Origin of the sequence: Actinomadura sp. NPDC000600 (assembly GCF_040492135.1) — a bacterium.
GTDB lineage: Bacteria > Actinomycetota > Actinomycetes > Streptosporangiales > Streptosporangiaceae > Spirillospora.
Window position 1 is genome coordinate 40,365 of sequence record NZ_JBEUPD010000001.1, and the last position, 14,815, is coordinate 55,179.

The 14,815-nt window shown below is 71.0% G+C and carries 13 protein-coding genes and 1 other RNA gene; 8 read left to right on the forward strand and 6 right to left on the reverse strand.

The window, feature by feature from the left end:
- Positions 1-137 precede the first annotated feature (137 nt).
- Positions 138-1,121: a DUF8094 domain-containing protein gene (locus ABWI07_RS00165; protein ID WP_353817196.1), complete on the reverse strand. Its 984-nt coding sequence runs from the start codon at positions 1,119-1,121 to the stop codon at positions 138-140.
- A gap of 125 nt (positions 1,122-1,246) precedes the next feature.
- Positions 1,247-2,356: a peptide chain release factor 2 gene (prfB, locus tag ABWI07_RS00170; protein WP_149259204.1), complete on the reverse strand. Its 1,110-nt coding sequence runs from the start codon at positions 2,354-2,356 to the stop codon at positions 1,247-1,249.
- A gap of 149 nt (positions 2,357-2,505) precedes the next feature.
- Between prfB and ABWI07_RS00175 the strand changes: the two genes are divergently transcribed.
- A complete protein-coding gene (locus ABWI07_RS00175) occupies positions 2,506-3,561 on the forward strand; it encodes a DUF8094 domain-containing protein (protein WP_353817197.1) in 1,056 nt (351 codons plus the stop codon).
- 29 nt (positions 3,562-3,590) lie between these two features.
- On the opposite strand, the gene ABWI07_RS00180 is transcribed toward ABWI07_RS00175, so the two are convergent.
- Positions 3,591-3,776, reverse strand: a complete 186-nt coding sequence (locus tag ABWI07_RS00180; RefSeq protein ID WP_149259206.1) for a hypothetical protein — start codon at positions 3,774-3,776, stop codon at positions 3,591-3,593.
- 410 nt (positions 3,777-4,186) lie between these two features.
- Between ABWI07_RS00180 and ftsE the strand changes: the two genes are divergently transcribed.
- The 7 genes from ftsE (at position 4,187) to ABWI07_RS00215 (ending at position 11,947) form a co-directional block, all read left to right on the forward strand.
- On the forward strand, positions 4,187-4,876 hold the full coding sequence (ftsE, locus tag ABWI07_RS00185; RefSeq protein WP_021597771.1) for a cell division ATP-binding protein FtsE: 690 nt from the start codon (positions 4,187-4,189) through the stop codon (positions 4,874-4,876).
- A gap of 155 nt (positions 4,877-5,031) precedes the next feature.
- The gene (ftsX, locus tag ABWI07_RS00190; protein ID WP_149259207.1) at positions 5,032-5,937 is read left to right on the forward strand and encodes a permease-like cell division protein FtsX; all 906 of its coding nucleotides are present in this window, start codon (positions 5,032-5,034) and stop codon (positions 5,935-5,937) included.
- 93 nt (positions 5,938-6,030) lie between these two features.
- Entirely contained in the window at positions 6,031-7,209 is a 1,179-nt protein-coding gene (locus tag ABWI07_RS00195; protein ID WP_235036769.1) for a S41 family peptidase, read from the forward strand.
- 84 nt (positions 7,210-7,293) lie between these two features.
- On the forward strand, positions 7,294-7,785 hold the full coding sequence (gene smpB / locus ABWI07_RS00200; protein WP_149259208.1) for an SsrA-binding protein SmpB: 492 nt from the start codon (positions 7,294-7,296) through the stop codon (positions 7,783-7,785).
- Between the two features lie 9 nt (positions 7,786-7,794).
- Complete coding sequence (locus ABWI07_RS00205) at positions 7,795-9,726, forward strand: penicillin-binding transpeptidase domain-containing protein (protein ID WP_353817198.1); 1,932 nt, start codon at positions 7,795-7,797, stop codon at positions 9,724-9,726.
- A 332-nt stretch (positions 9,727-10,058) separates the two neighbouring features.
- Positions 10,059-10,431: a transfer-messenger RNA gene (gene ssrA / locus ABWI07_RS00210) on the forward strand.
- Between the two features lie 181 nt (positions 10,432-10,612).
- Positions 10,613-11,947, forward strand: a complete 1,335-nt coding sequence (locus ABWI07_RS00215) for a serine/threonine-protein kinase (protein ID WP_353817199.1) — start codon at positions 10,613-10,615, stop codon at positions 11,945-11,947.
- A gap of 25 nt (positions 11,948-11,972) precedes the next feature.
- On the opposite strand, the gene ABWI07_RS00220 is transcribed toward ABWI07_RS00215, so the two are convergent.
- The 3 genes from ABWI07_RS00220 to ABWI07_RS00230 form a co-directional block, all read right to left on the reverse strand.
- Entirely contained in the window at positions 11,973-13,202 is a 1,230-nt protein-coding gene (locus ABWI07_RS00220) for a PP2C family protein-serine/threonine phosphatase (protein ID WP_353817200.1), read from the reverse strand.
- A 78-nt stretch (positions 13,203-13,280) separates the two neighbouring features.
- Positions 13,281-13,892 (reverse strand): dihydrofolate reductase family protein, encoded by a 612-nt coding sequence (locus ABWI07_RS00225; protein WP_353817201.1) that lies wholly within the window; start codon positions 13,890-13,892, stop codon positions 13,281-13,283.
- A 72-nt stretch (positions 13,893-13,964) separates the two neighbouring features.
- Positions 13,965-14,801: a helix-turn-helix domain-containing protein gene (locus ABWI07_RS00230; protein WP_353817202.1), complete on the reverse strand. Its 837-nt coding sequence runs from the start codon at positions 14,799-14,801 to the stop codon at positions 13,965-13,967.
- Positions 14,802-14,815 lie beyond the last annotated feature (14 nt).

The window sequence follows — 14,815 nt, forward strand, 5'->3', positions numbered from 1 at the left end:
CGATCGCCCGCTTTTATCGACGATGGAGGGCCGCCAAGGCCCGAAGGAGGAGAAAAAAGCAATAAGTACCGTCGGATGCCGGACCGGTTCCGCCGCAGCGGTCAGGAGGGGCGGGACCGGCCGGCACCCGACGGAGTTCAGGAGCCCTGGGCGGTGACGGCCTTGCGGTGCATGCCGCTGATCGTGGCGCGGCCCTTGGGCGGAACGCTGGCCAGGTACTGCACGAGGACGATCGTGTCCAGGCGCGTCCGGGCGCTGGCGGGCGGGGCGAGGCCGACGAGGTCTCCGCTGACGGTCATGCGGCCCCGCCGGGCCGCCGAGTACGCCTCGTTCTGCTTCAGGACGTACCAGACGACGGCTCCGCGGTCCTTGGTGCGCAGCCCGTAGACTTTGTACTGCGAGGGGGAGAAGCGGGACGAGAGCGTGACCCCGCGTGCGGCGAGGCTCTTCTCGCCCTCCTTGAGCGCCTTGTAGGTCTCGGTGGTCCTGGCCCCTTCCGCGAGGAGGGCCGCTCCGGGGGCGCCGGGCCCGTCCGTGAGGAGCGCGGCGTGCGCCTGGGCGAGCTTCGCGGGCTGGACGGCGAGGTCCTTGACGTCAGGGGCCACCGGGGTGGCGTACCCCTGGGGGTCGAGCGCGACGCGGCCGAGGGCGAGTTCGGACGGGTAGGGGTCGGCGGTCAGCAGCCACGGCGCGCCCTGCCCGGCCTGGGTGAACAGCAGCGCGTGGCGCAGCGCCCGCTTGCCCTGCCCGGTGACGGCGTCGGCCGCGAACCAGTGCGGGTAGCCGGTCAGCCGCGGGATGTAGAACGTCGGGCGGGTGAAGGCCACCTTCGGCGGACGCTGCCGGACGGCGCGCCGGAGCTTGAGCGCGGCGACGTCCATGGAGAGCTGCGGGTCGGCCTCGACCGTGCGCAGCGTCCGGCCGCTGAACCTGTGCCCCGCCCTGTTCATCCCGGCGGTGAAGGACGCGAGGACCTGCTGCGCCTGCTCCTTGGTGAGCGCGGGCGCCCCCTGCGGCTTCCCCGGGGCCGCGGAGGAGGAGGTGCTGCCGGAGCAGCCGGTGCTCACGGCGGCGGCCAGCAGGCCGGGTATGAGCATGGAGACGAAAGTGCGTGCGGCCATGAGGCCCCCCCGAATGGCGACATTGATCGAACCACCCGGCATCCTCGCAGAGTGACCGCACAGTCACTCTATGAACACGAAAGTCGGCCGAAAAAGGTGCCGCCGCTCGCGGGGCGGGCCTGGGGTCAGGCGATCTCCTGCTGGCGCAGCCAGCGGATCTCGGCCTCGATGAACTCGTCGATGTCGCCGTCCAGGACCGCGGTGGGGTTGCCGACCTCGACGCCGGTGCGCAGGTCCTTCACGATCTGGTACGGGTGCAGGACGTAGTTGCGGATCTGCGTGCCCCAGCTCGTGGTGCCCTCGCCGCGCAGCTCGGAGAGCTTCTCCGCCTCCTCGTGGCGCTTGCGCTCCAGCAGCTTGGCCTGCAGGACGTTCATGGCCGTGGCCTTGTTCTGCAGCTGGCTTCGCTCGTTCTGGCAGGAGACGACGATGCCGGTGGGGATGTGGGTGATCCGCACGGCCGAGTCGGTGGTGTTGACGCCCTGGCCGCCGGGCCCCGACGACCGGTACACGTCGATCCGCAGCTCGGTCTCGTCGATGTCGACGTGGTCGCTCTGCTCCACCACGGGGACGACGTCCAGGCCCGCGAACGACGTCTGCCGCCGGCCCTGGTTGTCGAAGGGGGAGATCCGGACGAGCCGGTGGGTGCCGTGCTCGCCGCGCAGCGTCCCGTAGGCGTAGGGGGCCTTCACGGTGAACGTGGTCGACTTGATCCCGGCCTCTTCGGCGTAGGACGTCTCGTAGACCTCCGTCGGGTAGCCGTGCCGCTCGGCCCAGCGCAGGTACATCCGCTGGAGCTGCTCGGCCCAGTCGGCCGCGTCCACCCCGCCGGCCTGCGCGTTGATGGTGACCAGCGCCTCGCGGGCGTCGTACTCGCCCGACATGAGGGTGCGCACTTCGAGCTGCTGGACGGCCTTGTTCAGGGCGGCCAGCTCCTCGTCGGCCTCCGTGCGCGTGTCGGCGTCGTCCATCTCCCGGGCCATCTCGTACAGCGTGGCGGTGTCGTCGAGCCGCTGCCGCAGGCCCTCGACGCGGTTCAGCTCGCTCTCCAGGTACGACAGGCGGCGCGTCACCGACTGGGCGCGCTCCTGGTCGCTCCACAGGTCGGGGTCGGCCGACTGCTCGCGCAGCTCCGCGATGTCGCGGCGCATGCCGTCGAGGTCCAGCACCTGCTCGATGCTGGACAGGGTCGAGCCGAGCTCCTTGAGCTGCTCTTCGGGTTCGATGCCTGCCACGGTCCGAGCTTATCGCCGTCCCGGCATGCTTATCGCCCCATGGCGGACGACCGGACGTCCCTCCAATATCATGCGGGTGGCAGAATCACGGGCCGAGGAGGTCGGCCGAGGGCGGTCGGCCCTGGAATCTCGGTCCGGGGGACGGGTCTTTGCACAGCTTCCTGCGGGTGGTCGCGGCCGGGGTGCTGCTCGCCCTGCTCACCGCCGCGGGCTGCGCCGAGGGCAAGACGGAGGCGCGGCCCACCGTCACCATGCCGAAGACGTCCCCGCCCGCGCCGGTGGCGCTGACCCCGCAGGTCGCGGAGCAGGCGTTCCGCTCCTACGTCACCGACGAGGACGTGGCCAGGGCCGCCGGCGACGAGCGCCTCGCGCTGACGTGGACGTCCGACGGACAGTCCCAGCTCACCGCGGCCGAGTTCCGCAAGGCCGCCTACGACGGCGACCCGGTGCCGCGCTTCGGCTACGGCAAGCCCAGGCTGTACGTGCCGAAGCTGAAGGACGCCGCCTACCCGCAGTGGTTCGTGGTGTCGGTCGACCGCTCCGTCATGGGCCGGCCCAAGAGCAAGCGCAGGGTGCTGATGGGCTTCATCCTGCGCGGGCCGTCCGACCACTGGAAGCTCACGGTCGCGACCGTCCTGCAGGAGAAGGCCAAGGAGCCGAAGGTGGCGATCGACGCCGCCGGCTACGCGACGGCCCTCAGCGCGGGCGACGCGTCCCTGCTGATCCGCCCCCGCGACGTCGGCGGGATCCAGGCGACGATCGCCGCCGAGGGGCCGCGCAGCGTCGCCGCGAAGGTGATGAAGTCCAACCCCGTCACCACCGGCTTCTACCAGGACGCCAAGCGCGCCAGGAAGAAGGCCAAGAAGGACGACATCACCTACACGGTCGTCTACACGGCGACGCCGTTCCCCTACTTCGGGCTGCGGACCGAGCACGGCGGCGGGCTGGTCATCTACTCGCTGTTCCGCAACACCTCGCTGGTCGCCAAGGACCCGCGCACCCCGAAGCCGGAGATCCCGCAGGAGGCCGAGCACCTCCTCGACGGGGCCGTCGAGGGCAACGAGGTCGACACCACGGCGACGCTGCACTTCGCCGCGTTCGACCCGCCGAAGGCCAAGAAGCGCGCCGCCCAGGCGAAGGCGCACATGCTCGCCGACGACGGCGCCGTGACCAAGGCGGCCACACCGCCGATCAAGAAGCCCTAGGGCCGATCAAGAAGCCCTGGGGCACCGCGTCAGCCGTAGACGCGCTGGAGGACGAGCGCCGCGAACAGCAGCGCGACGAGGATCGCCAGGACCACGGCGGGCGGCACGGACGGGCCGTGGTCGTGAAGCTCCGAGCGGGCCTCCCGGCAGGTGGGGCAGCGGCCCTCCACCACCGGGTTCGAGCACCGAGCACAGATGAGATGTTCGCAGCTCATGTCGTGGGCCCCAATCTCCGACAACGGCACGCGGTCCGTGCGGGAAGCGTCGGCCTGTCTGGTCGTTCGTCCATCTATTAGGTATCTTTCGCCATCATCCAGCGTAGCCGGACTGTATGGTCGTTCCGGCAAGTCCGGGGGCAAAGCCGGTATGAAACGACCGGACGTCGGGAGACCGTTCACATGGCACTGATCGGACGTCACGCACAGATCGGACGCGGTGCCGGCCCTGGGCGCCCGTACCGCTCCGAGTGGGACGAGGCGGTCGCCTCTCCCCTCTACACTGCTCGAAGGCTCCGCGTCCCACCTGGCCGTGAAGCCGGGCGGCGCAGGCAAGGGGCCACGGACTCTTCCGTGGCCGCGGGCCGGCCCGCTCCCCAACCCCTACAGCGAACCGCCGTGATGCAGCCGTGATCCACTTCGACAACGTCACCAAGGTCTACCCGAGCCAGAACCGGCCCGCCCTCCAGCATGTGAACGTCGCCATCGAGAAGGGCGAGTTCCTGTTCCTGGTGGGTCCGTCCGGCTCCGGGAAGTCGACCTTCCTGCGCCTCATCCTGAAGGAGGAGCGTCCTTCCCAGGGTCACGTGCACGTGGCGGGCAAGGACCTGAGCAGGCTGAGCAACTGGAAGGTGCCGCACCTGCGCCGCAGGATCGGCTGCGTCTTCCAGGACTTCCGCCTCCTGCCCAACAAGAACGTCTTCGAGAACGTCGCGTTCGCCCTCGAGGTGATCGGCAAGCCGCGGCGGTTCATCGGCAAGGTCGTCCCCGAGGTCATCGACCTGGTCGGCCTGGAGGGCAAGGCCCACCGGATGCCGGACGAGCTGTCCGGCGGCGAGCAGCAGCGCGTCGCCATCGCGCGCGCGTTCGTCAACCGCCCGATGATCCTGCTGGCCGACGAGCCGACCGGGAACATCGACCCCGCCACCTCGATCGGCATCATGAAGGTGCTGGACCGCATCAACCGGACCGGCACCACCGTCGTCATGGCCACCCACGACGCCGCCATCGTCGACGCGTTCCGCAAGCGCGTCGTCGAGCTGGAGGACGGCCGCGTCGTCCGCGACCAGTCGCGCGGCGTGTACGGGCAGGCGTACTGACACATGCGCGCCGGAACGGGCGCAGCGAAATCTGAACCATCGATTCCCGCCGGGTCGTAGGACACCCTGAGGGTGCCCGAGAGGCGGCCGCCGGCGCCGCGTCCCGCGGCCGCCCCGGCTCCCGGCCCGGCAACGGCGATCAAGGACAGCGAGGCATGCGCGTACAGTTCGTTCTCCAGGAGATCTGGATCGGTCTCCGCAGGAACATGACGATGACGATCTCCCTCGTCATCACCGTCGCCATCGCCATGGCGCTCTTCGGCACCGGGCTGCTCCTGCGGCAGCAGGTCTCCGCGTCCAAGAGCTACTGGTACGACAAGATCGAGGTGTCGATCTTCCTGTGCGCGAAGACGAGCTCGAACCCGGTCTGCCAGAAGCAGGACGTCACCGACCAGCAGCGGCAGACGCTCAAGGCGCAGCTGGAGAAGATGCCGCAGGTCTCGCAGGTCCAGTACGAGAACAAGCAGCAGGCCTACGCCCGCTTCAAGGACCGCTTCGCGGGATCGCCCGGCTTCGTGGAGAGCACCCGCGAGGGCGACATCCCCGACTCGTTCCGGGTGAAGCTGAAGAACCCGGAGGAGTACAAGGCGGTCGCGCAGGCGATGCTCAACCAGCCCGGCGTCGACTCGGTGATCAACGAGCAGGAGATCCTGAAACGGTTCTTCCGCATCCTGAACGGCCTGCAGGTCGCGGCGCTGACGATCGCGCTGATCCAGGTGATCGCCGCGGTGATGCTGGTCGGCAACACCGTCCGGCTGTCGGCGTTCAACCGGCGCCGGGAGACCGGCATCATGCGGCTGGTCGGCGCGTCGAACACCTATATCCAGATGCCCTTCATCCTGGAGGGCGCGATAGCCGGGCTGATCGGCGGGTTGTTCGCCTCCGTACTGCTGATCTTCAGTAAGAAACTCCTGGTCGACAGACTCGCGGGGGACGTCCAGCTCGTCAGCCAGCTCGGCTGGAGCGTGGTGATCCTCGTCATCATCGTGTCGATCTGCTTCGGCGTCCTGCTGTGCGCCGTCTCCTCGTTCCTGACCCTGCGCAGATACCTGAAGATCTGACGCCGCGACCGGATCCGGCGCAACCGCCGGATCCGGGCCGCGGCGCCGCCCTACACTTGGCCGCATGACCCCCTCCGCGCCCCCGTCGAGCCCGTGTCCCCGCTGAACAGGCGGCCGGGCGGCGTGCTGCGCGGCGCCGCGATGGCGGCGGCGCTCGTCTGCGCCTACGGCGCCGGGGTCGTGAGCGGCTCGGGCTCCGAGCGGCACGCGGCCGTCGCCGGGGGCGGCTCCGTCCTGGACGACGCGGCGGCGAAGATCGGCGGCCGGGCCGCGCGGCCCGTCGACCGCGGCGAACTCGACCGCGCCGCCATCGAGGGCATGCTGCGCGGGCTCGGCGACAAGTGGGCGCACTACTACTCGGCCCGCGAGTACGACGACGTCGAAGGGCGCCTCACCGGCCGCTACAGCGGCGTCGGGCTGTGGCTCGGCAGCGAGGACGGCGACGACCGCGTGCTGGTGGCGAGCGTCCAGCCCGGCACCCCCGCCGCCCGCGCCGGCGTCCGGGCCGGCGACGTCGTCACCCGCGTCGGGCAGGCCTCCGTGACGGGCTGGGACATCTCGCGCGTGGCCGAGGCGCTGCGCGGACGTCCGGACGAGACGGTCGAACTCACCGTGGAGCGCGAGCGTCGAACCAGGAGGTTCCACCTCGCCCGCACGAAGGTCTCCGGAGGGGACGTCACCGTGACCGAACTCCCCGAGCACGCGCGGATGATCCGCGTCGGCGCCTTCACCCGCGGCACGGGCGGGCAGGTCCGGGCGGCCGTGACCGGGCGGTCACCGGCGGGCCGGCCGGGCGGCGGCGTCCTGCTCGACCTGCGCGGCAACCCCGGCGGGCTGGTGGACGAGGCGGTCGAGACGGCGTCGGCCTTCCTGCCCGGCGGCCCGGTCGTGACCTATGAGCCGCGCGGCAGGCCCGTCCAGCGGCGCACCGTCACGACCCCGGGCGACGCGCGGACCCCGCTCGTGGTGCTCGTCGACGCGGGCACCGCCAGCGCCGCGGAGATCGTCGCGGGCTCCCTGCGCGACCGCGACCGCGCGGTGATCGTAGGATCGCGTACGTACGGGAAGGGCTCGGTGCAGGAACCCCTCCGGCTCGCCGACGGGTCGGTCATCGAGCTGACCGTCGGTCGCTACCGCACGCCGAGCGGCCGTAACCTCGACGGGGTCGGCATCGAACCCGACGTGGAGGTCTCCGCCGACCGCCCCGCGAAGGCGGCCGAGCGGCGCGCCCGGACGGTGCTGCGCGGCCTCGACGCGGCGATGCCCGGGTAGAGGCCACAAACTGACAAGACGACGATGCCTGACAAGACGACGATGCCGGACTGAGACGACGAACGCCGGACAAGGACTGAGGACGTGGCACGGGACACCGGGCGCAAGAAGGACACCGGGCACAAGCTCATCGCCCAGAACAAGCGGGCCCGCTACGACTACCACATCGACGACACGTGGGAAGCGGGCATGGTGCTCATGGGCACCGAGGTGAAGGCCCTGCGCGCCGGCCGCGCCTCCCTCGCCGACGGCTTCGCGCACGTGCGGGACGGCGAGGTGTGGCTGGAGAACGTCCACATCCCCGAGTACACCCAGGGGACCTGGACCAACCATGCCCCGCGCCGGCGCCGCAAGCTGCTGCTGCACCGCCGCGAGATCCAGAAGATCATCGCGAGGTCGGAGGAGCCGGGCTGGACGCTGATCCCGCTCTCGCTGTACTTCAAGGACGGGAAGGCCAAGGTCGAGATCGGCCTGGCCCGTGGTAAGAAGACCTACGACAAGCGCCAGGCCATCGCCAAGCGGGAAGCCGAGCGGGAGATGCAGAAGGCGGCGGCGGCCCGGTTCAGGAGACGGTGAAGGGTGTCGATGACGAACCGAGGCCGGAGGCGGGCCGGGGCCCGGACGCCGCTCCTTTCGCCGCTGCGGCGCCGTTCGGTCGCGCTGGCGGCCTGCGGCGCCCTGGTCGGGACGATGACGACCGGATGCTGGGCCGAGCCCTCCGCGATGCCCGCCGTCCGCGACTTCCTCATCGCCTGGCAGGTCGGCAACTACGAGGCCGCGGCCGGGCGGACGGTCGGCGCCGACCGCAAACAGGTCGAGGACGCCCTCGGCCGCGTCCGGCAGCAGCTCGACGCCGCGTCCCTGCGGCTGTCCCTCGGCACCGAGGTGGAGGGCTCCGACGTCGACCAGATCGTCAAGAAGGGCGACGAGGCCGACGCCCGCTTCACCGTGAAGATCGACCTGGGTGAGAACGGGCAGCCCTGGCAGTACCCCGGCCTCATGCACCTGCGCCGCGTCGGCGGCAAGTGGAAGGTCGTCTGGGACCCGTCCATCATCAACACCAAGCTGAAGCAGGGGCAGCGCCTCGCCGTGGTGACGGAGGTGCCGAAGCGCGCCCCGATCACCGACACCGCGGGCCGCACCGCGCTGCGCGAGATCGGCGCCTACCAGTTCGGGGTGTTCCCGGGGCAGCTCGCCGACCCGCGGAAGACCATCGACCAGCTCGTCAAGGAGACCAAGATCGACGGCGGCCGGCGGCTGGACGGCGAGCGCCTCCTCGGCCGTGTCCGGTCCGCGCCGCCGCAGACGTTCCTGCCGCTGCTGACCTTGCAGGCCCCCGACCACAACGCGGTGAGCCAGCGGCTCGCCCAGATTCCGGGGCTGCGGTTCCAGGGCGTCCGCGCGCCGATCGCGCCCGCGTACGCGCCCGAGCTGATCGGCAACCTCGGCCCGGCCACCGCCGACCGGCTCCAGCAGGTCGGCGCCCCCTACCAGCCGGGCGACACGATCGGCGTCAGCGGCATCCAGTTGCTCCAGCAGCGCCGCCTCGCCGGGACGCCGACCGTCAGCGTCGTCGCGCAGGACGAGACCGGCAAGACCACCGAGCGGCTGCGCTCCTGGCCCGGCCTGGAGCCGCAGGAGGTCCAGACGACCCTCGACCCCGGTTACCAGAAGCACGCCGACGACGCGCTGGCCGGCCTGCCGTACCCGGCCTCCATGACGGTCGTGCGGCCGAGCACCGGCGAGGTGCTCGCCGTGGCCAACCACGGGACGGGCGGCAAGAACTTGGCGTTCGAGGGCCAGTACCCGCCCGGCCTGACGTTCGGGATCGTGTCCGCGCTGGCGCTGTTCTCCCAGGCCGGCATGAAGCAGTCCACTGAGACCACCTGCCCCGGCACCGTCACCGTCGGCGGCAAGACGTTCACCAACAGGGCCCGCCCCGACAGCACCTTCGCCAACCACTTCGCCGCGTCCTGCAAGACGACCCTCGCGCAGCTCAGCAGCAAGGTGGACGCCCAGACCCTCCTCCGCGAGGCGTCCCAGCTCGGAATCGGCAAGAACTGGGGCCTCGGCGTCCCCGCCTTCACCGGCTCCGTCCCGGCACCTGCGAACGACGGCGAAAAGGCCGCGACCATGGTCGGCGAAGGCGCCGTCCAGGTCAGCCCCTTGGCGATGGCCCTGGTGGCCGCCGCCGCCTACACCGGCACCTGGAAGCCGCCCTACGTCTTCAAGGACCCGTCCACGACGGCCCAGGCACCGCAGGCCCAGAGCCCGCCGTCCGAATCCATCTCGAACCTCAAGAGGGTCCTGAACCGCACCGCGTCCCGGGGCAACGCCCGCGGCGCCCGCGTCTCCGGCGACGTCGTCGGCGTCGCCGCCCTCGCCACCTACAACGAGGGTGGTCGGCCCAAGACCGTCTCCTGGTTCATCGGCTCCAGCGGGGACCGCGCCTTCGCCATCGCCGTCGAGGGCGCCGTCAACACCCCGAAGCTCGTCGCGAAGTTCCTGGGCGGTTAGGCGCGGTCAGGCACTTTGTCAGCTCTTTACCGGCGGCGCGCAACCAACCCGGCCCCCGGGTGCGTCTTTACGGGTGACTGAGCCACCGCTTGGGGGGTTGCGGGACTCAGTCGCCGTGATGAGACCAGAGCCTCGTCTCGGGGGAGGCTCTGCCGTCCGGACCGGCCCGACCCTGCCGGTCGACCCCGGTGGACGCGACACCGCTCGCGTCCACCGGGGTTCACGTGTGCCCGGAGGGAATCACTTTGCCCCGGCACGCGTTATCCTTGTAGCGTCATCGTGCGGAAGCTCCGCCGCCAGTCGGCGGGACGGACGCTTTGACAACTCAACATGGGGGTGACCGGCTTCGACTTCGGTCGTTCGAGCCAGGGGAAGCGGGTCGAGGGTTGCTGTCGTGACCTCGTAAATCCTGTGACAGCAAACCAATAACTGCCAACAAGAAGCAGTCCGAGTTCGCCCTCGCCGCCTGAGCGAGGAGCGAACTCTGTCAGCCCGGTAGCGTCTCCGAACCGGGGTCTGGCATCGTAAGGAGACTCCACCTGCCGATTCGGTCGCGGGACCGGTAGGGACAGCGAACAGCGACTGAGCCCGTCGGCGACACGCCTGCGTGAGCGCCGGGGCTGAGAAAGCGTCAAGCAGGCTGCACCCGGAGAAGCCCTGACTCATCACCGAAGGACGCGGGTTCGATTCCCGCCACCTCCACGACACGAGAAGCCGCCGACCAGACGAGTTCTGGTCGGCGGCTTCTCGCATGTGCGCCCGCTTTCCGCCCGCATCAGGAGCCCCTCTGCGCCGGGCGAGGACTCGCAGCGACCGCTGGGGTCGTTGTCGCCATGGCAAAAGAACATTCTTGTGTGGGTGTTCGGGGCGTCGGTAGGTTCGGCGTGTGACGACTGCACCGGAGGCGGCCCCCGGGCGGCTGGTCGGCGGGCGGTACCGGCTGGTCGAGACGCTGGGGCGAGGCGGGTTCGGCCTGGTCTGGAAGGCCCACGACACCGCCCTCGGGCTCGACGTGGCGGTCAAGGAGATGCGGCCGCCCGCCGCCGAGCTGGCCGAACGGGTCGCGCGCGCCACCCGCGAGGCGCACAACGCCGCGCGGCTGCGCGAGCATCCGAACATCGTCAGCGTGCACGACGTCGTCGTTGAGGACGGCCTCCCCTGGATCGTCATGCAACTCGTCGACGGGCACTCGCTGCACGACCGGATCGCGCGATCCGGCCCCCTGCCTGCGAGCGGCGCCGCACGCGTCGCCGCCGGCCTGCTGAACGCGCTGGAGACGGCACATGGAGCCGGGATCGTCCATCGGGACGTGAAACCGGCCAACGTGCTGCTCACCGGCGCCGGCGACGCCGTCCTCACCGACTTCGGCATCGCGGTGCACCACGCCGACACGACGCTCACCGCGACCGGCGCGTTCATCGGGTCGTTGGAGTACATGGCCCCGGAACGCATCGACGGGAACGACGAGCCCGCCTCCGACCTGTTCTCCCTCGGAGCGACGCTCTACCAAGCGGTGGAGGGCGTCTCCCCGTTCCGCCGCGACACCACCTCCGCCACGCTCAAGGCCGTCATCACCGACCCTCCGGCCCCACCGAGGCGCGCGGGAGGGCTCACCGAGCTCATCACCCGCCTCCTGGCCAAGGACCCGGCCGAGCGTCCGACGATCTCCGAGGCGCGCGTCCTGCTCGCCCGGGCCTCCGAACCGGAGGACCGGCGCCCGCGGGACGCGGACCTGACCGGGCGTGCGACGGTCACCGAGATCTCCAGACCGCCCGCGGAGTCGAATGACGGCCGCACGCGGATCGTCGACGGGGCGTCCTGGTGGAGCCGGGCATCGATCGTCCAGCGGACGGTCGCGGCGGCCGTGGTGGCCGCGGCCCTGCTCGGCCTGGCCATGTTCCTCGGCCGCCAGGTCTACGGGCAGCCGGCCGCCGAAGCCGGAATCGGGGACTGCGTGTACCACGCCGGCGACTCCGACTTCGGGTTCGGCACGAAGCAGGGGGACTGGTACCGGACGCCGTGTCACCTGAGGCTGGCCAATGGCACGGCCTACGAGATCGTCGGCCAGACCGCGGATGACCCGGACGACCCCGATTCCCAGGATCCGACCCACGGCTGCAAGTACTACCAGGGCTGGAATGACAGCTCGATGGTCAAGACCTTCCTCGGCGTGGACCCGCGGGGCCTGGCGAAGAACCTCTGTCTCTCGCCGATCGGCTGACCGGGCTGTCCGGCCGGTCGGGTGGTCACAGGCGCAGGATGACCAGGGCGGTGTCGTCGGTGATGCCCCCGGACGGCAGGAGGTCCGCCAGCAGGGCGTCGGCGAGGACCTCGGGTTCGGCGTGCCGGTGCCGGACGAGGGAGCCGGCCAGCCGCGACAGGCTGGCGTCGATGTCCTCCCGGCGACGCTCGATGAGCCCGTCCGTGTAAAGGACCAGGACCGATCCGTCGGTGAAGGCGCAGTCGGTCTGCCGGCGGACGGCATGCTCGAAGCTGGCCGCCAGCGGGGGGTCGGTGGCCTGGTCGAGGAACGAGACGGTGCCGTCGCTGTGCAGCAGGGCGGGCGGAAGGTGCCCCGCGCAGCTGTAGGTGAGGGTGCGGGTCGTCCAGTCGATGAAGACGCTGACCGCGGTGGCGGCCTCGGCGCCGTCCACGGAGCGGGCGTACAGGCCGAGGGCCTCCAGGGCATGGGCCGGGCCGTCGGCGACGCGGGCGGCGGAGCTCAGCGCCGCGCGCAGCTGGCCCATCACCTTGGCCGCGGTCAGGCCGTGGCCGACGACATCCCCGACGGCGACCGTGATCCGGTCGCCGTCCAGTTCGACCAGGTCGTACCAGTCGCCGCACACGTTCAGCGAGCCGATCGCGGGCGAGTAGCGCACGGCGGCGCGGCGATGGCCCATCACCGGGGCGGCGGGGAGCATCGCCTCCTGCAGAGCCAGGGCGACCTCGCGCTCGCGGGCATGCGCCCGCCGCAGCCGCTCGTTGACCGCCTGCAGTTCCCGGGCCCGGGTGTACAGGTCGGCCTCCAGCACCTCCTCCCGGTCCTCGCCGCGGCGGGCGCCGCGGGCGCGGATGAGTTCGGTGACCTCCTCCACCCGGTGCAGCAGCAGCGCGACCTCCCCGTCAGGGCCTGGGACGGGCGTGTTGACCGGACTCCAGTACCGCTCCTGCCACACCCCGGGACGCTCGGAATCCTCCACGTCGTAGCGCTGCAGCGCCATGGCGTCGCGTTCCCCGGTGGCCGCCACCCGCCGCAGCGACGCCTCCAGATTGCGCATCCCGGTGGCGTTGGGGTCGTTGGGGTTGTCGGGGAAGACGTCGAACAGGTACCGGCCCACCAACTGCTCGCGGGTGCGGCCCGCCACCTGCAGGTACGCCTCGTTGACGTCGGCGTACACCAGGTCCGGGCGGAGAAGAGCCACCGCACTCGGCAGCGCCCTGAACACCGCCCCGTAATCGATCTCGGCCCCGCTCACAAGCGCCCCCGAATACCCCCAGAACCGTTGTCCTGCTCCTTCCCACAGTAAGCACAGCTCCGGGGCGGGCCAGGGCCGCTAGCGGCGGACCTTGTACTTCAGGTGCAGTACCCGGTCGCCCTGGATGACCACGTGGGGGTCCTCCAGCAGGTGCCGGCGGTCGATGCCGCCGAAGAAGCGCTTGCCCGATCCGAAGACCACCGGCACCACGTCCATCGCCACCTCGTCCACGAGACCGGCCGCGAGGATCTGGCCGCCCACGTTGCCGGCGTTCACCGCGACGGTCCGCTCCCCGGCGAGCGCCTGGGCCTTGGCGACCGCGGCCGCGACGTCGCCGACGAAGTGGCAGGACGCCTCCGGGTGCCAGCCCTCGGGCTTGGGCCGGTGGGAGACCACGACTACGTGGTCACCCGCGGGCGGCCGGCCCTCCCAGCCGTTCACCAGGTCGAACAGGGCGCGGCCCATGATGATCGCGCCGATCGACTCCCACATCGAGCGGACGTACCCCGCCGACGCCTTCGAGACCCTGAAGCGGCTTCCGGCGCCGGAATGGTCGTACTGCTCGCCGACGTCTCCGGTGATCGGGGTGTCGCCGTTGAAGTACCAGTCATGGAGCGGCCCGACGTCGTCCTTCTCGTCGGCGATGAAGCCGTCCACCGACGCCGCGCTGTGCATGATCACTGTGCCCACGGGTCCTCCTCGGTCCCTCGCCTGCTCCTCTCCGATCTTGTCGTCTCCGGGTGCGGCGGGGCTTGTAAGAAATCACTCGGCGGGCATCGGACCGCTGTCCGGCGGGAACCCCGGGTCGGCGGGGAACCGGCGCCGCAGGGCCAGGTACTCGGTCGGGGTGTGGCCGGTGAAGTCCTTGAACTCCCTGCTGAAGTGGGCCCGGTCGAAGTAGCCCGCCGCGTGGGCGAGATCCGACCAGTCGACCGGGCGCAGGGCGTCCACGGACAGGATCAGCCGCGCGAAGCGGTAGATCCGCGCCACCCGCTTCGGGGTGACCCCGACATGGGACTTGAACTGCGCCGCCAGGTGGTTGCCGCTCACCCCCGCGGCATCGGCCAGCGCACCGATCGGGACGGCGCCGTGGGAGACCTCCAGGCGCCGCCCGACGTGGTGGACCAGGCCGAGACCGCGCGCTTCGGCGAGTCGCGAACGCAGCTCCGCCTCCACCAGGCGCATGGCCTCGACGGCGGACGCGACGTCCCCGAGCTGGTTGCGGATCCGGTCCAGGGACCGCCGCCAGACGTCGTCGACCGGCACCCATCGGTTCCGCAGCTCGCTCACCGGCATGCCGACGAACGGGGAAAGCCCCCAGGGCTTGAAGTGCACCCCGACCAGCCGGACCCACGCGGGGTACTCGACGACGAAGCGCCGGGTCCACACGCCCATGAACCACCCGTCGGCTAAAAGCGCCGACGGCACCGAGGGGTCGGAGTCCCACAGGCGGGCGGGTTCGCCCAGGTTGAGGAACAGGTGCGCCGACGGCATCGGCGGCACGTTCATCCGGCGGTGCCGAGGAACCCCGCTCAGGCAGTAGATGTCGTCGATGAAGCCGTCGAGCGGCGGCGCGGGCACCCGGCCGACGTATTCCATGGCCCCAGTGTGAT

What these genes read in the sequence shown, in the direction of transcription:
- ABWI07_RS00205 (WP_353817198.1), top strand. Translation starts at nt 7,795, where the DNA reads ATGACGAACCGAGGCCGGAGGCGGGCCGGGGCCCGGACGCCGCTCCTT.
- ABWI07_RS00165 (WP_353817196.1), bottom strand. Translation starts at nt 1,121, where the DNA reads ATGGCCGCACGCACTTTCGTCTCCATGCTCATACCCGGCCTGCTGGCC.
- ABWI07_RS00230 (WP_353817202.1), bottom strand. Translation starts at nt 14,801, where the DNA reads ATGGAATACGTCGGCCGGGTGCCCGCGCCGCCGCTCGACGGCTTCATC.
- ABWI07_RS00180 (WP_149259206.1), bottom strand. Translation starts at nt 3,776, where the DNA reads ATGAGCTGCGAACATCTCATCTGTGCTCGGTGCTCGAACCCGGTGGTG.
- ftsX (WP_149259207.1), top strand. Translation starts at nt 5,032, where the DNA reads ATGCGCGTACAGTTCGTTCTCCAGGAGATCTGGATCGGTCTCCGCAGG.